19 protein-coding genes and 2 tRNA genes are annotated in these 22,666 nt (G+C 49.0%); 20 read left to right on the top strand and 1 reads right to left on the bottom strand.

The window, feature by feature from the left end; all coding sequences use genetic code 11:
* Positions 1–96: 96 nt before the first annotated feature.
* The 6 genes from tadA (at position 97) to WC980_02120 (ending at position 4,381) form a co-directional block, all read left to right on the top strand.
* A complete protein-coding gene (gene tadA / locus WC980_02145) occupies positions 97–564 on the top strand; it encodes a tRNA adenosine(34) deaminase TadA (GenBank protein MFA5793860.1) in 468 nt (155 codons plus the stop codon).
* A 24-nt stretch (positions 565–588) separates the two neighbouring features.
* Positions 589–662, top strand: a tRNA-Arg gene (locus tag WC980_02140).
* A 206-nt stretch (positions 663–868) separates the two neighbouring features.
* Positions 869–956, top strand: a tRNA-Ser gene (locus WC980_02135).
* Between the two features lie 35 nt (positions 957–991).
* Positions 992–2,359, top strand: coding sequence for an MFS transporter (locus tag WC980_02130; GenBank protein ID MFA5793859.1), 1,368 nt, complete (start codon positions 992–994; stop codon positions 2,357–2,359).
* Positions 2,360–2,380: 21 nt separating this feature from the next.
* Complete coding sequence (locus tag WC980_02125; protein MFA5793858.1) at positions 2,381–4,021, top strand: NAD+ synthase; 1,641 nt, start codon at positions 2,381–2,383, stop codon at positions 4,019–4,021.
* A 6-nt stretch (positions 4,022–4,027) separates the two neighbouring features.
* Positions 4,028–4,381: a hypothetical protein gene (locus WC980_02120; protein ID MFA5793857.1), complete on the top strand. Its 354-nt coding sequence runs from the start codon at positions 4,028–4,030 to the stop codon at positions 4,379–4,381.
* Between the two features lie 19 nt (positions 4,382–4,400).
* On the opposite strand, the gene WC980_02115 is transcribed toward WC980_02120, so the two are convergent.
* Complete coding sequence (locus WC980_02115) at positions 4,401–5,342, bottom strand: diacylglycerol kinase family protein (GenBank protein MFA5793856.1); 942 nt, start codon at positions 5,340–5,342, stop codon at positions 4,401–4,403.
* 122 nt (positions 5,343–5,464) lie between these two features.
* On the opposite strand from WC980_02115, the gene WC980_02110 reads away from it, so the two are divergent.
* From WC980_02110 to WC980_02045, 14 genes are all read left to right on the top strand, one after another.
* Entirely contained in the window at positions 5,465–6,496 is a 1,032-nt protein-coding gene (locus WC980_02110) for a hypothetical protein (GenBank protein MFA5793855.1), read from the top strand.
* Between the two features lie 403 nt (positions 6,497–6,899).
* A complete protein-coding gene (locus WC980_02105) occupies positions 6,900–7,106 on the top strand; it encodes a hypothetical protein (protein ID MFA5793854.1) in 207 nt (68 codons plus the stop codon).
* 218 nt (positions 7,107–7,324) lie between these two features.
* The gene (locus WC980_02100; protein ID MFA5793853.1) at positions 7,325–8,083 is read left to right on the top strand and encodes a hypothetical protein; all 759 of its coding nucleotides are present in this window, start codon (positions 7,325–7,327) and stop codon (positions 8,081–8,083) included.
* 98 nt (positions 8,084–8,181) lie between these two features.
* Positions 8,182–9,267 carry a hypothetical protein gene (locus WC980_02095; GenBank protein MFA5793852.1) on the top strand — a complete coding sequence of 362 codons (1,086 nt, stop codon included), beginning with the start codon at positions 8,182–8,184 and terminating at the stop codon, positions 9,265–9,267.
* A 90-nt stretch (positions 9,268–9,357) separates the two neighbouring features.
* Positions 9,358–10,080 (top strand): ABC transporter ATP-binding protein, encoded by a 723-nt coding sequence (locus WC980_02090; GenBank protein ID MFA5793851.1) that lies wholly within the window; start codon positions 9,358–9,360, stop codon positions 10,078–10,080.
* Positions 10,081–10,165: 85 nt separating this feature from the next.
* Positions 10,166–11,848 (top strand): hypothetical protein, encoded by a 1,683-nt coding sequence (locus WC980_02085; GenBank protein ID MFA5793850.1) that lies wholly within the window; start codon positions 10,166–10,168, stop codon positions 11,846–11,848.
* Between the two features lie 285 nt (positions 11,849–12,133).
* Entirely contained in the window at positions 12,134–12,439 is a 306-nt protein-coding gene (locus WC980_02080) for an RNA-binding protein (GenBank protein MFA5793849.1), read from the top strand.
* Between the two features lie 289 nt (positions 12,440–12,728).
* Complete coding sequence (locus WC980_02075; GenBank protein MFA5793848.1) at positions 12,729–13,238, top strand: hypothetical protein; 510 nt, start codon at positions 12,729–12,731, stop codon at positions 13,236–13,238.
* 24 nt (positions 13,239–13,262) lie between these two features.
* Positions 13,263–13,997 (top strand): prepilin-type N-terminal cleavage/methylation domain-containing protein, encoded by a 735-nt coding sequence (locus tag WC980_02070; protein MFA5793847.1) that lies wholly within the window; start codon positions 13,263–13,265, stop codon positions 13,995–13,997.
* 13 nt (positions 13,998–14,010) lie between these two features.
* Complete coding sequence (locus WC980_02065) at positions 14,011–15,345, top strand: hypothetical protein (GenBank protein MFA5793846.1); 1,335 nt, start codon at positions 14,011–14,013, stop codon at positions 15,343–15,345.
* 21 nt (positions 15,346–15,366) lie between these two features.
* The gene (locus tag WC980_02060) at positions 15,367–16,785 is read left to right on the top strand and encodes a hypothetical protein (protein ID MFA5793845.1); all 1,419 of its coding nucleotides are present in this window, start codon (positions 15,367–15,369) and stop codon (positions 16,783–16,785) included.
* A gap of 161 nt (positions 16,786–16,946) precedes the next feature.
* Positions 16,947–18,260, top strand: coding sequence for a HEAT repeat domain-containing protein (locus tag WC980_02055; GenBank protein ID MFA5793844.1), 1,314 nt, complete (start codon positions 16,947–16,949; stop codon positions 18,258–18,260).
* A gap of 101 nt (positions 18,261–18,361) precedes the next feature.
* On the top strand, positions 18,362–21,553 hold the full coding sequence (locus tag WC980_02050; protein ID MFA5793843.1) for a PQQ-binding-like beta-propeller repeat protein: 3,192 nt from the start codon (positions 18,362–18,364) through the stop codon (positions 21,551–21,553).
* A gap of 4 nt (positions 21,554–21,557) precedes the next feature.
* A complete protein-coding gene (locus WC980_02045) occupies positions 21,558–22,631 on the top strand; it encodes a UDP-N-acetylglucosamine--N-acetylmuramyl-(pentapeptide) pyrophosphoryl-undecaprenol N-acetylglucosamine transferase (GenBank protein ID MFA5793842.1) in 1,074 nt (357 codons plus the stop codon).
* Positions 22,632–22,666: the final 35 nt, after the last annotated feature.

Raw genomic sequence — 22,666 nt, 5'->3', positions numbered from 1 at the left:
CAAGTAAAAAAGGATATTTTACGTATAGATATTCCTTGACACCCGGGCGGATTTCTCTAATATAAGCCGGTTTGATTGCTGGGAAAGGCGTTAAATATGCTTGAAGCGAACCATGAAACGTACATGAAGGAGGCCATCAAGGAGGCGCTCAAGGCCTTAGAGGCCGAAGAAGTGCCGGTCGGGGCGGTTATCGTGCATAATAACCGGATTATCGCCCGGGCGCATAACCAGAAGGAACAGCTTCGCGACCCGACCGCCCACGCGGAGATGATAGCCATAACCCAGGCGGCCGAGTCGCTGGACAACTGGCGGCTGGAGAAAACGATAATGTACGTAACGCTTGAGCCTTGCCCGATGTGCGCCGGGGCTCTGGTCCAGGCGCGGGTTCCGGCGTTGGTTTACGGCGCCAACGACCCCAAGGCCGGTGCCTGCGGCACGCTGTTTAATATTGTTAATGATAAAAGGCTTAATCACCGAATAAAGGTTATGTCCGGGGTCATGGAAAAAGAGTGCCAGTCGGTGCTGAAGGAGTTCTTCAGCCGGCAACGCGTTAAGATTAACTGAAATCCTGGCTGACAACTGGATATTGCGCCCGTAGCTCAACTGGATAGAGCGACAGATTACGGATCTGTAGGTTGAAGGTCCGACTCCTTCCGGGCGCATTTTAACTGGGCATTTATTTAATATGCCGCGGGGAAAGATGCAAATCAGGTTCCTGCTGAATTAATTTTCGTATTAGGAGGCGTGGCTGAGTGGTTGCCCGCCGGAAGCGGGTCCGCCTTTGGCGGAAAAGGGGCGGTTTAAAAGGATATTTTGCTATTGTATTTGAACGGAAGTGAATTAAGGGAAGTTTGGTCATTATAGAGTCGGAGGCGTGGCTGAGTGGTTGAAAGCGGCGGTCTCGAAAACCGTTATCCCGTTTTACGGGATCAGGGGTTCGAATCCTCTCGCCTCCGTTGCAATTATAACCGCAATAGATATACTTCAGACTATGCCAGACAATAAACCGGGGGAGCTGACACCACAGCAGGTAGAATCAAGCCTCAATCATTCCATCAAAGACGGCATGGCCTATGCCTCACAGGTTGGTTTCGGAGAGCAATATGTCGGGCCGTATGCCATTCATCTGGGCGCTAACAACATGCATATGGCTTTCCTCGGGTCGCTCAGCCCGTTCATTGGCAATATCTTCCAGATGGTCTCAGCCGAGATAGTTGATAAGATAAAGCAGCGGCGCAAGGTTTATATGTCCGGCGCCATCATCCAGGACCTGACCTGGATTCCCATGATGTTGAGTATCTTCCTGAGCTATCCGACCAATCTTTACTTGTGCATATTTTCCTTTATACTTTATCTGGCCGCAGCGAATATGACCGTACCTCCTTGGTACAGCATGATGGGCGACCTGGTGCCGGAGAACTCCCGGGGCCGGTATTTCGGCCGGCGTGGCGCCTTTGCCATTGTCGCCCAACTTATATCCGCCACCATTGCCGGTATTTTCCTGGATGCCTCGAAGAAAAACGATATCTTCGGCCAGTCTATAGCGCTTAATATCAGCATCGGATTCATCATTATTTTCGGGATGGCCCTGTTGTCCCGGGTGGTTTCCATTTACTATGTATCCCGGATGCATGACCCGGCCTATAAGACCACCAGCGATGATTACTTTACCATCATCGATTTCTTCAAGCGCGCGCCCGAATCCAACTTCGCTAAATTCGTATTCTTTGTCGTGCTGGTAACACTGACCAGCCAGCTGATAGGGCCGTTCCTGGGTATTTATATGCTCCGCGACTTGAAATATTCGTACATTGATTTTATGATTGCCATGAATACCCTGATTATTTCCAGCTTTCTGACCAGCGTCTGGTGGGGGCGGCTGAGCGACCGCTACGGCAATAAGCGGATGATAGAGCTGACCTCGCTGGGTATAATTATGATTCCGTTTTTCTGGGCTATCAGCGGGCATATCGTCTACATCTGTTTTGTCCAGTTCTATGCCGGCGTGGTCTGGTCTGGATTCAACCTGTGCATCATTAACTTCATATTCGACACCGTCACCCCGGCCAAGCGGGCGCGCTGTTTTGCCATATTCAACCTGCTCAACGGTTTCGGTTTGTTTATGGGCGGTTTCGTCGGCGGCATCATCTCGTCGATTATCCCCAGGCAGTTCAGCCTGTTCGGCGGGAGTTTTTTCTTCGTCTCCGAATTCATCATCATTATGATAATATCCGGCGTGCTTCGTTTGATTACGCATATTTTATTCATCCACAAGTTCAAGGAAGTCAGGAAGGTCGAATCGGCTTCGATAGACCGAATAATTTGGAATATCTTGCTTGACTTTTATCCCTTCCGATGATATTTGTCGTTCAGCTTGCTTATGCCTAAAACTATAAAACTTGCGCTGGCCCAGATTAATCCCACCGTCGGCGATATCCGCGGCAATACCCGCCTGATTATCCGGCAAATCTCCCGGTCCTGGGCCGGCAAGGCGGATATCGTGGCGTTTCCCGAGCTGGCCGTTACCGGCTATCCGCCCGAAGACCTGCTGCTCAGGAGGGAATTCATAGACAAAAATATCCAGGCCGTTCAGGATATTGCCAAGACAGCTAAAAATATCACCGCCATCGTCGGATTCGTGGACCGTGACGAGCACAACCCGGACCGGATATACAACGCCGCCGCAATCATTCGCAACGGCAAAATCATCGGCGTTTATCGCAAGATGCACCTGCCCAACTACGGCGTGTTCGACGAAAAACGCTATTTTACCCAAGGCCAAAAGCCGCTGGTCTTCAAGCTGGCCAATGGGTTTGCTTTCGGGGTCAATATCTGCGAGGACATCTGGGTCGATCGCGGCCCGACCAAGATACAAAGCCGGACCGCCGATTTGATTATTAACATCAGCGCCTCGCCGTTCCACTTGGGCAAATACATCGAGCGCCAGGAACTGGTCCGCAGGCGTGCCCGGGACAACCGGGTGGCCATCGCTTACCTGAATATGGCGGGCGGGCAGGACGAACTGATATTCGACGGGCGCTCCATGGTTTTCGGGCCCAAGGGTTCCATGCTGGCCCGTGGCGCCTCGTTCCGCGACGACCTGGTTTTCGTCCGGATACCGGACGGTCAGCCCGTGCCTATGTCGCCTATCTCGGATTACCTGCCCGAATTCGAGGCCTACGAGGCTTTGAAGCTGGGCATCCGCGACTATATCCGCAAGAACGGGTTCAGCCGGGCCGTGGTCGGGCTGAGCGGCGGGGTTGACTCGGCTATCGTTTACGTCCTGGCTATCGACGCCCTGGGTAAGGAAAACGTCAAGGGCATATTCATGCCTTCGCGATATACTTCCAAGCTCAGCAAGCTCTGCGTCGAGAAACTGGTCCGATGCACCTGCACCGGATACACCAATATAGACATCCAGCCGCTTTATAACGCCTATGTGAAATCACTCCGTCCGCGCATCAGCGGCCGGGGCGCCTGCATAGATTTGGCACAGCAGAACCTCCAGGCCCGTATCCGCGGCAATATCCTTATGGCCTTATCAAACCGTTACGGCTGTTTGGTCTTGACCACCGGCAACAAGAGCGAATTGTCCACCGGCTACGCCACGCTTTACGGCGATATGGCCGGCGGCCTGGCCGTACTCAAGGACGTGCCCAAGACTTTGGTTTACCGGCTGTGCCATTACCGAAACCGTCTGACCGGACGTCCGGTCATTCCGGCCGAGATAATCGACCGAGCCCCGACGGCCGAGCTCAAGCCCAACCAGAAGGATTCGGACACCTTGCCGACTTATGAAATACTTGACCCGATTTTGAAATTATATATAGAGGATAACCAAGATATCAAGGACATCAGCCGTAAGTCCGGCTACGATATGAAAACGGTCAGTCGTGTTATAACCATGGTTGACCGGAGCGAATACAAGCGGCGCCAATCCGCACCGGGCATAAAGATAACGCCCCGGGCGTTCGGCAAGGACCGCCGTTTCCCGATTGTCAATAAATTCTATTTGACTTAATTCCGAATGAAATCATTAGTGAATCGCGCGGTATTAGCGTGGGGAAAAATAAGGCGGATGTGGTTCATCTATCTGCGCCCCAAAAAGACCCAGGACCTGCTGTCGCTCCGCGAAGGCGAATGCCAGCGTTGCGGCGCCTGCTGTAAAATAGCCTTCGAATGCCCGGCCCTGGGACACGAAGATAACCAGCCCACCTGTAAACTCTATAAACAACGCTCTGATGTTTGCAAGTTATTCCCCATCGACGAACGTGACATCAAGGACCGCGATATCCTCCTGCCGCACATCAAATGCGGCTACCGCTTCAACGGCAATGGTAATGGCAACGGAAATGGCGGTAACGGAAAACACCCGGAATAATAATCTGTGTAATCCGTGTCTAAATCTGCGCAAACACCTTAATCGCTTTAGGAACGATATCTATCCGGGCCGGTAACTGGCCGCAGGAATCGCCGTCTATCTGGACCCGGACATCGTCCGCCGATGACAACTCAATCACCTGGGCCCTGACCAGTTTGGAGCCGGGCCAGGCCGAGCCGTTGCCCAGGAACGCCATTCCGAAATAGAGCAGTGCGTTGAGCCGATTCCGGCCTTTGAACCAGAGTGTGTCCAGCATTCCGTCATCCATCAGCGCGTCGGGCACAAAGGTGAACGGGCCGCCGTAGCTGTGCGTGTTGGCAATCTGGATAAAGCTGGCGTCATCGCTGACCGGTTGGCCGTCCAGTTTTATGGTGATGCGCGGCATCCGGTATGACCAGAGTGTCTTGATGGAAATGGGAAAATAGCTGAACAGGTGCGCCTGCAGTTTGGACTTGCCGGCCCGGCTGATGTGGTAACGGTGCGCCACCTCGGCGTCGTAACCGGCCCCGACCATGGAGATGAAATACCGGCCGGCGGATTCCTTATTAGTTATTCTACCCAGGTCAACCGCAATAATCCGTTCATTCTGATAAAGTTCGATGAACTGGTTGATATCGCGCTTTAATCCCAAGCCCTTGGCGATGACGTTGCCCGAGCCGAAGGGAATCAGGCCCAGCGGTATGTCCTGCTGGCCGGCCATCAGGCCGTTGATGACCTCGTTGATGGTGCCGTCGCCGCTCAGGCACAGTATTGCCGAATAGCCCTTGCCTTGGCAGACGGTTGCTTCGCGGCAGGCGTCGCCGGCCTGCCCGGTCAGCATCGTTTCAAAGGCGATGCTCCGGGCGGACAGGGCCTGTTCCAGCTTCTTCAGGAAGCGCACCGCCTTGCCGCTGCCGGATATGGGGTTGACGATTATTCTTAACTTGGACATATCAGCCACGGATAGATTCGCTTTGCTCACTACAAGTTTACATAGATTAATACAGAATTATCTTGGCTAATATATTATAATAACTAAAATAACATAGAAAAATATAACTTAAATTCGCTGAAATCTGTGTAATCCGTGGCTACGTGGTTATTATGAAAGATAAAATAAATATCCGTCCGGTGACCGATGTGGCCGAATACCACGCCTGCGAATCCATCCAGAAGCAGGTCTGGAAATTCCAGGACCGTGAAATCATCCCGGTCAACGAGCTGATAACCATCCAGCGCAGCGGCGGGTTGGTGCTGGGCGCATTCGTGGGCACCCGAATGGTCGGGTTCGCATTCGGATTTATGGGCAAGCAAGCCGTCGGCCGGTGCAACGAATCCGGCGGACAGCTGATACATTCATCGCGGATGCTGGCCGTCCTGCCCGAATACCGCAACTACGACATCGGCTTCCGGCTCAAGGTTGCCCAACGCGACTTCGTCCTCAAGCAGGGCATCAAACTGATTACCTGGACCTTTGACCCGCTCCAGAGCCTTAACGGGTTCTTCAACCTGGCCAAGCTGGGCGTCACGGTCAGCCAATACCTGGTCAACCTATACGGCAACAGCTCCAGTCTGCTCAATAAAGGCGTGCCCACCGACCGGTTCGTGGCCGAATGGGACATCGCCTCCGGCCGGGTGCGCGAGCGACTGCTGGCCGGCGGCCAGGCCTACGTAGCCCGTGCCAACCGGTCGCCCGAAACGCTGGTCCGGTATTTTATGAGCCGTCGCGAAGAGAAGGTAATGTCCGCCCGGGCAAATATGAAAACCGCCGGCTTGACCCAGTCCGACCGGCTGGAGATTTCCAGCGGGTTGTCCGGCATACCCATGGCCTTCAAGGCCGTCAGCAAGGTGCTCAAGGGCAAGACCAACTACGTCATCTTCAACCGGGCCGGACTGCCCGTATCGGCCGAGCCCAAGCTCAACCTGGCATCCGAAGTCATCTTCACCGAGATACCCTACGATTACAACCAGATACTGCATCGTGATAACGGTTTGGCGATAGACTGGCGGCTTAAGACCCGCAAGATATTCACCACATACTTCGGCAGGGGCTACCGGGTGGTGGACCTGCTCAGCCCCCGATTCCCCGGCGAAACAAAACGCACCAGCCTGTATATCCTCCGCCGCAGGAAATAATAGGGCGGTGTATAACCATTCCTAGGGTTTTTTTCTCAAAATACCCCTCCATTATACGACAGGGTAGTATCTATTATATGGCAGGGTAGTATCCATTATATGGCAGGGTAGTATCCGTTATATGCCAGGGTAGTATCTGTTATATGGCAGGGTAGTATTTATTATATGGCAGGGTAGTATCTGTTATATGGCAGGGTAGTATCTGTTATATGGCAGGGTAGTATCCGTTATATGGCAGGATAGTATCTACTATATGGCAGGGTAGTATCTGTTATATGGCAGGGTAGTATCTACTATATGACAAGGTAGTACCTACTATATGCCAGGGTAGTATCCATTATATGCCAGGGTAGTCTTCATTATATGACAGGGGGTGGGGGGACTACCCCTGTGGATAACTTAGGTGCTATTCGCCCTGAATACCGTGGTATTCGGCTTGAATACCGTGGTATTTGGCTTGAATACAAGGGTATTCGGCTTGATATCAGTTGATTTCGACTCGAATTCAGTTGATTTCGACCCGAAACTAGTTGGTGGCGGCTTGAAACCAGTTGGTTCCGGCTTATTAATCACCACTAATAGCTGGATTAAGGGTACATTGAATGAGTAGTAGTATATAGTAGGTAGTATGTAAGGGGCAAAGAGTACACAGAGAAGACAGCTTCTATAAGGAGGCCAGGAAAACAAGAATAATTTTCTTGGTCTCCTAGGTTTCTTATAGATATTATTTTTAGTGTTTTTGTTATTTCGTGCTTTCGTGGTAAAATTAGTTTTTATGTGAATCCAAAGGCTTGACACGACGCACGAAGCAAGGTATAGATATTGTTGATGTCCAAGTTTATACCGGCTTCGATTATTCTGTTCTGGTTGGTTATGACCGGGATATTTATCCAGCGGGAAATCATTCCGTCCCTGCCTCAGTTGACCCAGCCGTCTTACAAATCCCTGCTTAAGTCGGCGCATTATATGGAGGGCAGTAAGATGGGCATTTATTTCGGCGGCAAACGCATCGGCTCGTCTACCACCACGGTTTCCAGATTGCCGGATAAGTCGTTCCGAATCGAAAACGCCAGCCTGGTCAAACTGCCGCTGGGCGGCGGGCTTGACCCCAAGGTGGCCGTTACCGGTTCTTCGCTTATCAGGGATTATAAGCTGGATTCGTTCCAGCTGGCGGTCAATTCGGATATGCTCCATTACGGGATTTCGGGCCGGGTCCGGGGCAATGTGCTGGAGCTGACCATATCGGACGGGAATTCCACCCGGGTGGAGCAGATTCTGATGCGTGACGAGGCGACGCTGTCGGACGGACTGGCGCCGTTTATATCCATGCCTAACCTGTCCGTGGGCAAGGAGTGGACGATTAACCTGATTAACCCGATGAAGATGAGCATCGAAACGGTCAAGGCCCGGGTGGAGAACCTGACCACTTTGCAGTGGAAGGGCAAGGAGTTCGAGGTCTATGAGGTGGTGCTGGATTTCCCGGGGCAGAAGATAGGCATTCCGCCTAAGGCTTACATTACTAAAGAGGGTCGGATACTGAAACAGGAGATGCTGTTCCCGGGGACGTATTTGTTGCGGGAAGAGTAGCCACAGATTACACGGATGGCACAGATAATTAATATGTGGGGAGGGAAGAAAGAGAATTAGCCACGAATGAACACGAATAAACACGAAAGGTGTGAAAGATGGGAAAAGCGCTATATTTAATATTAGGATTAGTGATTGCGGTTGCTGGGTGCGGTAGGGCGCAGGAGGAAGAATCTCCGCTGGAGATTCCGCAGGTGGATTCTACCCAGCTGAAGCAGACCAGAATCACCAGCGTGCTCGATGAGCCGGTGGTATCGGGCACCAACCTGGTCTATTGCTCCACCTTCCAGCTGGCCTGGAACGAGCTCAAGGACGGCATCATCAAGGAAGATATCCGGATGAAGGATGAACCGCCTCTGGTCGGATTGCTTAACAGGGGACTGGCCAGCAAGAAGGACATCTCAGACAGCGCATATGTGGCTATGGCCGGATTCGGAAAGGACGGTATCGTTGACAAGATAAACCAGGCGCTCAAGTCCAAGTTCCAGGACCAGGCGCCGGTGGTCAGGGAAGACCTCGAACCCATCGATATACTGGCCTATGCATTCCTCTATAAGAACCTGAAGTTCAAGTATATTTTCGGCAAGCTTAAATACGAATTTGATTTTAGGGGTTCATCGGGTATCACTTCGGTTAAGGCCTTTGGCATTGATAACAGGCGGTTGCCGGATTATGAACAGGTGGCCAAGCAGGTGTCCATCCTGGATTATCAGAACGACGATGACTTTATCATCAGGTTACTGACCGATTCGGCGGACGACGAGGTGGTCCTGGCCAAGATTAATCCGGGCAAGACCATATCGGAAACAGTATTAACGGTGCTGGAGCGCATCAAGAAAGGCACACCCGCGGCTTTCGGAGAGAATGATAAATTGAGCATACCCAAGATTGATTTCAATGTCAGGCACTCGTATAAGGAATTACTCGATAAGGATTTTACCAACAAGGACTGGCATGATTATTTTATCAGGAAGGCTCTCCAGTCTATCCGCTTCAGGCTGAATGAAAGAGGCGTGATATTGAAATCAGAAACAAAGATTTTTGTGGAATACAAGTGCTTGCCGCCTGTACATCGTCAATTGTTTTTTGATAAGCCGTTCCTGATTTATCTCAAGGAGAAGGGCGGCAAGAGCCCGTATTTCGTGATGTGGGTGGATAACCCGGAGTTGTTAGTAAAATATTAGCCACAGATTACACGGATTAATAGTAATTAAATTAATCTGCGTAACCCGTAGGGTTCTGCGTTCATCTGCGTACTATAAGAAAGAGTTGTTATGATTAAACTTGAAGAGGTCAGCAAGCGTTACGGCGAGAAGACGGTGGTGGACCGGCTGTCTTTGGATATCCCATCCGGGCACCTGTTTGCTTTTATCGGGCCTAACGGCGCGGGCAAGACCACCACGGTCAAGATGATGGCCGGCCTACTCCAGCTGGGCGGCGGCCGGATTATGGTGGACGGCCACGATATCCATAAGGAGCATTACGCGGTCAAGCAGATAGTTTCTTACATCCCGGACCAGCCGTTCCTGTATGACAAGCTGTCCGGCCGGGAGTTCCTGCTTTTTGTGGCGCGGATGTACGGCGTCAGCCGGGCTGATTATGATGAGTCGCTGGACAAGTACTCCGGCCTGTTCCAGATGTCGGAGTATGTCGACCAGCTGATAGAGACCTATTCGCTGGGTATGAGACAGCGGCTGATAATATCGGCGGCGCTGATGCGCAAGCCGCGGGTGGTTATCGTGGATGAGCCGCTGGTCGGGCTGGACCCGAACAGCACCCGTACGGTTAAGGAGCTGTTCCGCCAGCAGGTCAAGGACGGTGTGACCATATTTATGTCCACGCACCTGCTGTCGGTGGCCGAGGAAATCGCCGATACCATCGGGCTGATTAACGAGGGCAAACTGGTTGCCCAAGGCACCTTCGCCGAGCTTAAGGATAAATACCAGTTCCAGCAGTCCTGCCGGCTGGAGGATATTTTTATGAAGGCAACGGAGTAAAGAAAATAGTACGCAGATTAACGCTGATTTAATTTGGTAATTATTAATCCTGAAAATCTGCGTTGATCTGCGTCCAAATTTAACTATGCAGTTATTGAATTTATTCGGTTTTCGTTACCGGGCGGCCCGGAACCAGATGAAGCAGGAGACCGGGCGCAACCGGCTGAAGATGCTGGTCATCACTTTCGCGGTGGTCGGGTTGTGGTTTAGCCTGTACCGGTTTTTCATCGGCGGGCTGATGTATATGAACCATTTCCCGGACATCAAGGAATGGGTGGTGACATATATGTTCGCCATATTTTTCCTGTCGTTGTTCGTGATGTTGCTTATCAGCAACGCCATCATCAGTTACTCGTCGTTCTACCGTTCGGCCGAGGCGTCGATGCTGGTGGCTATGCCGCTCGAGCCGGGCCAGATATTCATTTACAAGATGGCTGAATCAATCCTGTTCAGCTCGTGGGCGTTTTTCTTCCTGGGCACGCCTCTGCTGGTGGCTTACGGAGTCAACTACTCGGCCGGGTGGGCCTATTATTTTTCGGTTCTCTGTCTGATACCGGCGTTCATCATCCTGCCGGCCGTATCGGGCGGCGCGACGACCATGCTCATCGGCCGGTTCCTGCCCCGGCGCAGGCAGGAATTATTGCTGGCCCTGCTGTTGGTCATACTGGTCGTTACGGTGGCGGTGGTTACCAACCTGGCTAAGTTGCGGGGCACGGCGCTGCCGTTCACGGCGCTGTGGATGCAGAGTTTTATGGATAAGCTCACCTTTGCCCAGAACCCGGTCCTGCCCAGCTACTGGTTAACCCGGGCGCTGATGGGTTCGGTCATCGGACAGCACAGCGAGGCCGGGTTTTTCTGGCTGATGCTGGTGTCTAACGGGTTGTTTGTCGGGCTGATAGCCTACTGGCTGGCCAAGAGGTATTATTTCAGGGCGTATTCGTTGGTGCAGAGTTCGCGCCGGGACGTTAAGTATTCTCAAACCGGGATTATAGACTGGGCCGGATCGGTGCTGTTCGGGTTGTTCAGCCGGCCGATGCGCCTGATTAATACCAAGGACCTGAAGACGTTTATCCGCGACCCGGTCCAGTGGTCGCAGTTCCTGGTGTTTTTCGGGATACTGGCCGTGTATTTCCTAAACCTGCGCAATATCACTTACATTAACCTTAACAGCCCGTTCTGGAAATACCTGGTTTCGTTCCTGAACCTGATAGCCACGGTGCTGACGCTGGCCACCTTTACGACCCGGTTCATTTATCCGCAGCTTAGCCTGGAAGGGCAGAGGTTCTGGATACTGGGTATGATGCCGATAACCCGGCCGCAGATATTTTTCGGCAAGTTCCTGTTCGCGGCGGTGTGTTCGGTGATTATCGCCGAGCCGCTCATATTCATTTCGGCCTGGATGCTCCACGTCAACACGGTGGTGATGGTTTACCAGATGTATATCGTCCTGGTTATCTGCGTCGGGCTGGCCGCGATATCAACGGCCATGGGCACGATTTATCCCAACTTCCGCGAGGATAACCCGTCCAAGATAGTGGCCGGATTCGGCGGGACGTTTAACCTGGTGCTCAGCCTGATTTATACGCTGGGCATGATAGCCATCGCCATAGTGCCGTGCCATATGCGTTACGCCGGCCAGCATATTAATACGACACTGTTTCACAAGCTGATTTTCTACGATACGGCCATAATCACGGTTATGTGCGGGGTGATAGTGGTCATTTGCCTGTCTTTGGGCGTCAAAGCCATAAAGAAGATGGAAATCTAAGGCCAAACCGGCTCGGAAATAAACTTTGCTAATATTCCGATATTTTTGTTGACTTATTTTCTAAAAGTGTCTATAGTATCGGCGTATGTATAATTAGCGAAATGGAGGTGTTTGAAATCGGTAATCTCCAGGATTACAGGCCACCGGGCAGGGATATTTGTGTTGGTTTCCCGCCCAGGCAGACAGGCTGATGAGATTACTCCCGGGAAGAGATTTTATGATTGTGTATCGGATCTCCGGCAGAGTCCGGAGGTGATGAATATACTTTAGTAGGAGAGTTCAGAGATGAATATCTATTGTGGAAATTTGGCGTATGAGGTAACCGAAGAAGAACTGAAAGAAGGATTCGGCGCGTTTGGTCATGTGGACAAAGTCACCATTATTATGGACAAGTTCACCGGCAAATCAAAGGGATTTGCGTTTATCGAAATGCCGACAGCGGCCGAGGCCCAGTCAGCTATTGCCAATATGAATGGCAAGGAGATTAAGGGTCGCGCGCTTAACGTTAATGAAGCCCGTCCCCGCCCCGAAGGCGGCAGCGGCGGTGGTCGTGGATTTTCCGACCGTGGCGGCAATCGCGACAGAAGGTAAATCACCAGGGAAATTCTAAGGAACCGAAAAGGGACGCTTTAAACGGCGTCCCTTTTTTTTAGTGCCAGTTGGAGCACAGCGATTTACTGGCACTTATCCCGACTATTCGTCGGGATTGTTGCCAGTTGGAGCACAGCGATTTACTGGCACTTATCCCGACTATTCGTCGGGATTGTTGCCAGTTAGAGCTCCGCTTATTCCAGCGGGGTAGGTATAATATATTTTTATTTGACAAATAAAGGATTATATCCTATATTGTAGGCAGAGAGAGGAATGGATGAGGTGCCGTATGAATTATCCGCTAATTAAGAACGAGAACCAACAAGGCATGACCCTGATAGAAGTGACTCTGGCCATTGCGGTATTAACAGCCGGAATAGTGTCGCTGTTGATGGTGTTGGCTTCGGCTTTACAGCAGAAAGAAGCCAGTCGCGAATATCAGGTCGCCACCAACGCGGCTGTCAGCAAGATGGAGGAAATTAGGGGATACGCCTCGTTCGATTTTTCCAACCTGGCCAGCCATTATGCCAGTGCCGCATTCAATGAGTGGTGCGTCAACTGCGGAGCGAAGCATACCACCACGGCCCAGGTTGACGATTGCATGAGGACCAGCCGTGGCAGCGGCCTGTTACCGTGGGACCGGACAGCCGGGCCTTATAATACAGGTTTTATAGACATTACCGCGACCGAGCCGTCTTTGATACAGGTAGGTATCAGGATAAGGTGGTTGAGTGTTATGGGAAATAGTAACAAGCAGGAACATAGAATGTATACCCTGGTGGCCCGTTCCTGCAAGTAGCGTGGCAGAAGGAAGAATGATATTATGAAAAAGGGATTTTCTTTGCTGGAATTGGTTATTGCCATGGCATTGTTCGCCGTGGTGGTCTCGGCGATTGCGGTCATTCAGATGGCGGCGCAGGATAATTTTACAGAAGGCACGGTTGAGGGAGACCTGGAGCGGTCCGGCATAAGTGCGCTTGATGAAATATCGGATAATTTTGTCGATTGCAAGATAACTACCGCCCCGACAGCGGTTTCGGGAAATGAGTTCTCGGTGCTCAAAATCCAGGTGCCGGTGCTGGTGGGCGGAGTTTACTGGGATGCGGCGGCTAATATTTACTGGGGTGCCAACAATACCCAGAATTGTAGCCTGAAATATATGTGGGTTCAGTCTCAGGATTTGATTTCCCCATATGACACGGATGACGTCTTAGCCGAAGCGACAGACCGTAAGGATTGGAATCGGGACGGTGACATAACGGATACGTTCAAGCTCGGCAGGTTAGTTGAGATACAACTGGATGCTTCGGATAACGCGGTGCTTACTCGGACTATATGCACCTATGTGATGGTCAGCAACACCAATAATTACGCCGACATAAACGGTGATGGGACAAATGACCCGATATTTCAGTTTTTGGACGCGGCCGGTACGGCCGTAACGGCTGGTGGTAATCGCCTTCGGATAAACCTGTGGCTGGGTGGCAGGACCGGCGCCCAGCAGAATCCGGTAATTGTGAACATCAAGCGGGAGATTGCATTACTTAACCCCCAATAAGAAAGGTCGAGATATGACCAACGGTCGGATTAGTGGTTCGGTGATGGTGATAGCGCTGGTGATTATGGCGCTGATGGCCGGATTCGGGTTGGCATATATCATGACCGTGTCGTCACACCAGAAAGTGGTCGGTTCCAGCATTGAGCAGTCGGAATACTTCGCAACGGCTCAGGCCGGGTTCGATACATCCAAGGCATTTTTACTGGGGCAGTATCTGGCCGGCGGGAATGATGCCTGGGACGCCCAGCTGGTAAACAGTATCGCCAATAAGGCATCCTATAATGAAACTGTTTCGGGGATTATTGTGACTATTCCCGCTATTACCACCACTTTCCAATGGTGGCGTAATATTTCGTATGAAGGCAAGACTTATTCGGCATCTATAGAAAACGATAATGACGGCGGGGACGTTGGCAATGACACTAATAATATATTATTGCTCAAGATATGGGCGTTCGGAAATCCGGCCGATGTCACCCAGCGTACCAGCGAGGTGATGCTGGAATCACTGGTCAAATACAAGCCGCCATATTACGAGCCGACCTCGGCGGTGGTGGTGGGTGGTTCGCTCAAGGTGTTCGGTTCGGCCCAAATCGCTGGGACGCAGGGAAATATCCAGGCCAACGGCAGCGTTGATATCGGCGGTTCGGCCACCATATCACAGGATGTTTTCGCAACCGGTAATATAACCGGTAACTTGGGTAATATTGGCGGCGACCCTTATCCGGGCTCGGCTCCGGTGAGCATCCCGCCCATTAGCCCGACTCAGTATGCCGGGCTGGCCGATTATATCCTGCAATCGGACGGTAAGGTGTTTAATAAATCAGACAGCACGGCTTATGGAGTGCCTTACCTGGGATGGGATTTCAGCGGCGGGCTGTGGAGTTATAATTCCAATGATTCTTATGACGGGACCTATTACGCCCAGGCCGGCACGGACGTGAAGATATCCGGTTCGCCGGGCAGTTCCGCAACACCATGGCAGGTGACGATTATTTCTGAGGGTTATATTGATGTTTCCGGCAACCCGACGATTTCGCCTGATTCGCAGAACGTGGCATTATTGGCCGGGCGCGACCTTAAGATGTCTGGTACAGCCAGTAACCCGTACACCGGTCTTTACGCGGCGCACGAGCAGTTGCGGCTGAGCGGTACGCCTAAGATTAGCGGTGTGGTTATGGCCGAGGATAAAGAGGATTTGTGCAGCCTGGTTTCTACCGGCAGCGAGTTTGATATATCTATCGCCGGCAACGCCGAAATCACCTATAATGGCGAGATGACAACTTTCCTTAAGGACGGCGAGCCGTATGTCCGTGTTCTTGGGCTGAAAAAGACTGTAAAAAAATAGACAATGAATAAATTCTCGGGTATGATTAAAAAATATAGAAAGTGGCGCCATAAGGGCGCCATGGCGCTTCGTCGCCAGAGGCTATTGATGAAAAACAGGAACGAACAGGGGATGGTTCTGGTAATGGCAATGCTGATAATAGCCATAATTACCGGATTCGGAATTGCTTACATATCAACAACTACTACCCAGGCAAATATGGTTGATTCTAGTATTAAACAGACGGAATATCTGGAAACTGCGCAGGCAGGTTTTGATACGGCCAGGGTATTCCTGATGGGACAGTTTATAACAGGCGGAAACTCATACTGGGACGCTCAGCTTGTCAGTTGTAGCGGTTTGGCGTATAATGAACTAACGGCGCCGATAAACGTTACGCCGGCAACAATTACCACCACTTTTTCCTGGCGTCGCAATATTACTTACCAGGACAATACTTATGTGGCGGAACTTGAAAATGACGCCGGTGATGCCGGCGGGGTCAGCAACGATACCAATAACACATTAGTGCTCAAAGTCTGGGCCTTTGGCAGCACTGCGGACGCCGGTGCCCTGACCGAGCAGGCTAAGGTAAAGAAAAAGATAATGTTTCAGACATTGGTTAAATATAAATCCGCTTATTACGAGCCGACCTCGGCGGTGGTGGTGGGCGGTTCGCTCAAGGTATTCGGCTCGGCTAATATCGGTGGCAGCGACGGCAATATTCAAGCTAACGGCAATGTTGAAATTTCCGGTTCGGCTTCGGTATCGCAGAATATTTACTCAACCGGAACCATTAATGCGGCCGGCGTGCCGGCTGACCAGAAATACCCGGGTTCGGCTCCGGTTAATGTTCCGCCTATTTCACCGACCAAATACGCTTCTAAATGCCAGTATTGGCTCCGGACAAGCGGAGATATCCTTGATACGTCGGATAGTTCGGTCAAAACAGCCGCCTCGTTGGGTTGGAGTTACAGCGGAGGGCTCTGGTCTTTTAACGATAATTCTAATCCGCCGCTTTATAACGGTTCTTATTACGCGATGTCGGGTTGTAATGTAAAAATAGTTGGTTCTCCGGGTTCTACTACGACACCATGGCAGGTAACAATAATATCAGAAGGATATATCGATGTTTCCGGCAGTCCTAATATGGTTCCTTACACTGATAACGTGGCTTTTATAGCTGGTGGTGATCTACAACTATCGGGTAGCGCTAGCAATCCGTTTACCGGTGTTTATGCGGCGCACGAGCAGATAAAGCTGACCGGAACCCCGGTGATTAACGGGGTGGTCATAGCTGAAGATATTGGAGATGCCTGTTCTCTCGTTTCCACCGGAAGCACATTTGATATTTCAATGGGTGGTAATATAGCCATTACTTATAACGGCGGGATGACCACTTTTTTTGAAGATGGTTCTCCTTACATAATGATAAAAGGTATAAAGAAAACGGTTAGATAATACTCTGGCAGTTGTGCGTTGTGGCGGAGCGACATCCCGCCGCAGATGGAGAGCAGAGTGACTTATCTGCCAGGTATCCCTAGCCCCTGAGGGGTCTTGGGACAAGAACCCGTACGGGTAGTTGGTTGTAACTTCACAGGTAGCCGAACTACGGATTGATTATGATTAAGAGTATCAAGTTATCAGGTATTGGTGTATTTTTGTTTTTGCTGGGTTCTTTGCCGGCATTAAGTGACATTATCCAGTTGAAAAACGGCTCGACTCTGGAAGGCAAGGTGATTAAGCAAGATAAGAAGTCTGTGGTAATAGAGCTTTCTAACGGGACGATAACAATCAAAATGGACAGCATTGTGGAGATAATAAAGGCTGATATAGAAAAGGCCGAGCCGGATGAATCTAAACCTGGGCTTAAAGAGGATGTCAAAATTAGGGATGATGTTCCGATAACGCCAACAATAGAGGATACCTCTGCGCCTGTATCTTCATTCCGAGATGCGCCGTTGGTGCTTAATGATGAGGGCAAAAGCAATGTTCAGAAAGAGATAAACGAGATTATACGCAAGTTGGTCGAGATGAAGGAATCAGAGGCGGCGTGGGAATTGGCGGAAAAACTGATTGTAAAATGCAAAGGCGATAGGGATTACATTAAGGGTTTGTTGTTTGAAGTCCAAAACCGGCAGGCTCTGAAATGGATAATATATGCGGCCGGGCAATTTGAAACAAATGAAATTGTTAAATTATTCTATGAGATGCTTAAGACTGAGCCTGATGAATCCATCAGAATTGCGCTTCTTGAGGCATTAGGGCGGATGAAAAATATTTCCACGGTGGACATGCTGCGGAAACAACTGAGCTTGGAAAAACTTAAAAATGTGAGGGTTACCGTAATAAACATGTTATCAAAGGCGGCTGATGTTGAATCATTGGATGCGATGCTTGGGTTTCTTGATGATAAGGACGAGATAGTAAGCCGAACGGCGGCACTGGCCATTATGAACATATACAAAAATGCCGGTTCTAAGGCTTTGGAAAGTGTAGATTTCAGTACCATGCTGCAAAAGAGGGCTGCTAATGCGGGGGCCAAAGGTAAAAAGGAAATCATCGGTTTTCTGGGTCAGATGAATGACCGGCAATCAATTGATTTGCTCGTTAAGTTTCTTGATGATGAGGATGCCAATATCAGGAGCGAATCAGTTATCGCGCTGTCTGCGATACAGGACGCGATGGTAGTGGATGTTTTAACCGGCCGTTTGAGCATTGAAAAAGATCTTTGGACTAGGATGCAGATTATCCAGGCGATAGGGTTAAGCAAAAACCAGTCGTTGGTTCCTATGCTGATTGATCTTCTTCAGGATGGCGAGGAAAAAATCCGTCTCTGCGCCGCCAGGTCACTCAGCAAGCTTACTAATAAATTCCTGGGCGATAATTACGAGACATGGAAAACCTGGTGGGAAACCATGCAGGGGTTGAAATAGTAATTATCAAAAAGCACACCACAAAACCTTGAATTTAAATGGCGATTTTATATAGTTAACTTTTTATTGATGTCATAGCAAATAGAAGTGAGAGTGTGTTTATGTCTTTAAAAGGTGATTTGAGCAGTTTTTCCTTGTCGGATGTCTTCAAGCTTATTACAGGCAAAGAAGGTACATTGATTGTTTCTGATGCCGAAAGCAAGAAAGCAATTTATTTTTCCCGGGGCGGGATAAAGCTTCTTTCCACTGGTGCCCGGAAGGGGACGCGTATAGGTGAATTATTGGTTAAGTCCGGTGTTATCACCAGCGAACAGCTTAATCAAGCGCTTAATCTTCAAAAAAGCAGTTACCTTAGATTAGGTGATGTTCTGACCCAGCTCAGTTTTGCTAAAGAAGAGGATATTAACCGGTTGGTAAAATTCCAAATAGAAGAAGAAATCTATGATATCTATAATTGGAAAGAGGCTAATTTTGAATTTATCGAGGGTCCGCCTCCTCCCGAGCTGGCGGATAAAAATAAGCAAGCAACCGAGATGCAGTTGGATATAGATGCCTTGATGAAGGAAGCCGCCCGCCGGCTTGAGGAATGGAAGTCCATAAGGCAAGTGTTAACCAGCACGAAAATTATTTACGCGCTTACCGAGGAAGCGGAAGAACACGTCGCTAGGGCTGACCTTTCGGATATTTTTAAAGCTATTGTTCCTTTGATTAACGGTCTTCGCACGGTGGATGACATTGTCGAAGAATGCCCGCTGGTTTCGGCTTTTGAGGCATACAAGGCTGTTTATATGCTGTTAACCAAAGGGCTAATCAGCGAGGTTTCTTTCGATAAGATTAAGGATAATGCCCGGCAGTTGCTTAAGCAGAATAAGCTGGAGCAAGCGCTGCTTTTGTATTCCCAGGCTGCAAAGTTAAAACCCGAGGATTTTACTATCAACCAGAATCTGGCTGAAGTTCTGGAGAAACTGGGTCGCCAATCAGAAGCTGGAGAACACTACAAGCAATTAGGAGGATTATTCGAACACAAGAATATGCATTCCCAGGCTATACTGGCTTATCAGAAAGCGCTTACTTATATCCCGGAGGATGAAGAGATACATTTGAAGATATTCGACCGGGCAATTCTTTCCAAACAAAATGCTGAAGCTATTGCTGTTGGCAAACAGTTACTTAAGATCTATGGAAAAAACAAGGAAGCAGGGAAAGTCGCTTCGTTATCAGCCAAACTTTTTAATATTAAAGCGCCCGATTTTGAAATGAGGGCGTACGTTTCCTCGGCTTATTTCGCCATGGGCGAATACGAAAAATCGAAGCTTGAACTTAATAACGCAATAAAAGAATTACCGTCTCAGAAGCCGGATGTTCTTATGAAAGCATATGAGGATGTTCTGAAGATAGAACCCAATCATTCCGATGCTCATTACCAGAGGGATCATATACGCAAGCAGATATTTGCAGTCAAAAGAAGGCGTAAGTTAATTATCGTTGCCATAGTCATGCTTTTAATAGCCGGTATAGCAGCCGCAGGTTTTGTGGCTTATGACCAGTATTATGTTAGACAGAAATTCGCTTTGCTTAAAACAGAAGTCGAAAAGCTGAAGGTCCAGAAACTATATCACGAAGCGATAAATCGGTACCAAGAATTTAATTATCCGGTGGCAATTACCACTAGTAAGTTGGTACGGAGTGAGATAGCACAGATAGAAAGCTTGCTGTCTCAGTCGCTTCAGGCCAGGTTGGAAGCCGTTAAGGCGGAGTTTAACGCATTGAATGGGTTGTTCAAGAGAGGTGAGGATACCGAGTTAAATAAAAAGGATATTGAAGCGGCTTTGGTTTTATATAAAGAGTTATTGGTGAAAACCGAGCAGAAAGTGCAGGAGATATTTGCCGATAAATTACCGCAGGAGCAATTCCCTAATTATGATTCTAAAAAGAGTGAGTTTATGCAGTTGTTTTCCAGAACCGATAAAAAGATAAAAGACATCTCGATATACCTGCAAGGGGCAACGACGTTATTTGCTCAAATACAGGAACTGGATAAAACTGACAAGTTAAATGAAATGGCCAAGCTTACTTACCAGATGATTAATGCTTATCCGCTTTCTCCGTTAACACGTGATATTAAAATACCAGTTAAAGTTGAATCCAGCCCGGCAGGCGCTGATGTTTATCTGGATGGTGCAAAGGCGGGGAATACGCCAGTCAAGATTTATCTTTCGCCAAAGGGTAGTGCCGTATTAAAGCTGGTCAAAAAAGGATTCGGTTCGTTTGAAAAGACTATAAAAGCATACGAGCAGGTATTTATAAATGTTCAACTGGAAAAAACCGCACTTTGGATTTTTAAAACCGGAGGTGTTATCGAAAGTGCGCCTTTAGTGTATAAGGATTTAGTTGTAACGGCCAGTCGGGATGGCAATGTCTATGGTATCAATCGCGAAAAGGGTGAGCTGAAATGGAAATATAAAACTGATTCTTCGCAAGAAATAATTTCATCGCCCAAGAACTTCAATGAATTGATAGTATTTGGATGTTATGATACGATTATCTATGCCTTGAAGAGCAGTGAAACAAATATCGGCAAGTTGTGGTCTTTTAAGACTTCCGCGGCCGTAAAAGCACCTCCTTTTATTTCGCTTGATAATGAGACCGTATTTGTGGGCAGCACTGACAGCAACCTGTATGCATTGTCTGCTAAGGGGCAGTTGCTCTGGAAATTTTCGGCTGGCGGAAAGATTTCTAATTCTGGATTTGCTGATAGCGATACGGTTTACATTCCTTGTGATGACGGAAATATTTATGCCGTTAATGCTAAAACCGGACTGCAAAAATGGAAAATGTCTCTGACCGGGAAGCTCACGGCGCTTGTCAAGTATGAAAATAACATACTCGTTGCCAGTAACAGCAATAACTGCTATTGCATAAGTATCTATGATCGGCAGATAAAATGGTCATTTAAAGCCAAAGGGCCGGTTGCGTCCGCTCCGGTTGTTGCGGGCGCGATAGTTTACGTTACCTCTATTGATAAGACTCTTTATGCGTTGGATGTTAGTAACGGCAAAATGAAATGGGTTTTCCCGGCCAAAGGAGGCCTTAACGGGAGTGTGGAGGTTTCTTCCGACGGCGTTGTTTATTTCGGCAGTGAAGATGGTTTTATATACGCAGTTAACGGAGAGAACGGTCAGGAAATTTGGAAGTATAAAACTAACGGTAAAATCCGTTCTACGCCTGTTTTGTATGAGGATACAATTTACATCGGTACGGATGACTTCTCGATATATGCTTTAGAGAAATAATCATATGGTTACCAGCCCGGCAGGCACGTCAAGAATAAAAGTTATAATTGCCGGCGGGGGTACCGGCGGTCATCTATTTCCCGGGATTGCGCTGGCTCAGAGTTACCCATGCAAACCTTTGTTTCTTTGTACTAATCGTCCATTTGATAATCAGCAACTTTCAAGGTATGGTTTTGATTTTCGAGTATTACCCTCACCTCGCCTTTCTTTTAAGCCTGCTTTTATTATTGATATGGTGAAATCACTGTATGAGTCATTTAAGCATTTTGAGAAATTCCGACCGGACTTTATTGTTGGTGTAGGAGGGTATGGGTCGTTCAGTCCTTTGCTGGTAGCATTGTTAAAAAGAATCCCTTTCGTATTACTTGAACAGAATTCCCTGCCCGGCCGAATAACACGCGTGTTTAATCCTTTTGCCAAAGTTATTATGTGCCAGTGGTCGTCCAGCGCCGGGTATCTTTATAACCGCAATAATATAAGCGTAACCGGAAGCCCTTTGCGCAAAGAGATAAAAAAGATTGCACGCAGTGAAGCTAGAAGCAAACTTGGATTGACCAGAGAGAAAGTAATCGCTGTTATCGGCGGTAGCCAGGGGGCTCGTCCGATCAATGAGGTATTTATCAATAAGGCCGGTTATCTGGGTAAATCATTTGGTAAGTTAGCCATAATACATTTAACAGGGGAAAAGGATTATAATGAGGCAAAAAGTGCTTACGATAAAAACGGGATTGAGTCTTTTGTCAGTCCTTTTTATGAAGATATGTCGATTATTTACAGCGCGGCTGATATGGTCCTAAGCCGGTCCGGCGGGATTGCCATTGCCGAAATGGCTTTTTTTGGTTTGCCTATGGTTCTGGTGCCGTTTCCTCAGGCTGCGGATAACCACCAATTCTTTAATGCCAGAGATGTAGTTGCTAATGGGGCCGGGATAATTGTACCGCAAAATAAGCTGGGTGAAAAATTAGATGATGTTGTAAGGATTATTTTTGACCAGGAAAGGGTTGCGGAAATGTCCCGAAAAGCCAGGACTTTGGGAGTTTACTGTGGTTCTTTGACGGATATATTAACTTTTCATTGATTATTCAAGTTACATTCGGTGCATTCCGATACTAG

Source organism: Candidatus Brocadiia bacterium (assembly GCA_041658285.1).
Classification (GTDB): domain Bacteria; phylum Planctomycetota; class MHYJ01; order JACQXL01; family JACQXL01; genus JBBAAP01.
The sequence above is the reverse complement of the archived record's forward strand: the minus strand, read 5'-3'. Positions and strand labels throughout refer to the sequence as shown.

Excerpts from the sequence above, each read along its gene's own strand:
- tadA (MFA5793860.1), top strand. The coding sequence starts at position 97 with ATGCTTGAAGCGAACCATGAAACGTACATGAAGGAGGCCATCAAGGAG.
- WC980_02130 (MFA5793859.1), top strand. The coding sequence starts at position 992 with ATGCCAGACAATAAACCGGGGGAGCTGACACCACAGCAGGTAGAATCA.
- WC980_02125 (MFA5793858.1), top strand. The coding sequence starts at position 2,381 with ATGCCTAAAACTATAAAACTTGCGCTGGCCCAGATTAATCCCACCGTC.
- WC980_02120 (MFA5793857.1), top strand. The coding sequence starts at position 4,028 with ATGAAATCATTAGTGAATCGCGCGGTATTAGCGTGGGGAAAAATAAGG.
- WC980_02110 (MFA5793855.1), top strand. The coding sequence starts at position 5,465 with ATGAAAGATAAAATAAATATCCGTCCGGTGACCGATGTGGCCGAATAC.
- WC980_02100 (MFA5793853.1), top strand. The coding sequence starts at position 7,325 with ATGTCCAAGTTTATACCGGCTTCGATTATTCTGTTCTGGTTGGTTATG.
- WC980_02095 (MFA5793852.1), top strand. The coding sequence starts at position 8,182 with ATGGGAAAAGCGCTATATTTAATATTAGGATTAGTGATTGCGGTTGCT.
- WC980_02090 (MFA5793851.1), top strand. The coding sequence starts at position 9,358 with ATGATTAAACTTGAAGAGGTCAGCAAGCGTTACGGCGAGAAGACGGTG.
- WC980_02085 (MFA5793850.1), top strand. The coding sequence starts at position 10,166 with ATGCAGTTATTGAATTTATTCGGTTTTCGTTACCGGGCGGCCCGGAAC.
- WC980_02080 (MFA5793849.1), top strand. The coding sequence starts at position 12,134 with ATGAATATCTATTGTGGAAATTTGGCGTATGAGGTAACCGAAGAAGAA.
- WC980_02075 (MFA5793848.1), top strand. The coding sequence starts at position 12,729 with ATGAATTATCCGCTAATTAAGAACGAGAACCAACAAGGCATGACCCTG.
- WC980_02070 (MFA5793847.1), top strand. The coding sequence starts at position 13,263 with ATGAAAAAGGGATTTTCTTTGCTGGAATTGGTTATTGCCATGGCATTG.
- WC980_02065 (MFA5793846.1), top strand. The coding sequence starts at position 14,011 with ATGACCAACGGTCGGATTAGTGGTTCGGTGATGGTGATAGCGCTGGTG.
- WC980_02060 (MFA5793845.1), top strand. The coding sequence starts at position 15,367 with ATGATTAAAAAATATAGAAAGTGGCGCCATAAGGGCGCCATGGCGCTT.
- WC980_02055 (MFA5793844.1), top strand. The coding sequence starts at position 16,947 with ATGATTAAGAGTATCAAGTTATCAGGTATTGGTGTATTTTTGTTTTTG.
- WC980_02050 (MFA5793843.1), top strand. The coding sequence starts at position 18,362 with ATGTCTTTAAAAGGTGATTTGAGCAGTTTTTCCTTGTCGGATGTCTTC.
- WC980_02045 (MFA5793842.1), top strand. The coding sequence starts at position 21,558 with ATGGTTACCAGCCCGGCAGGCACGTCAAGAATAAAAGTTATAATTGCC.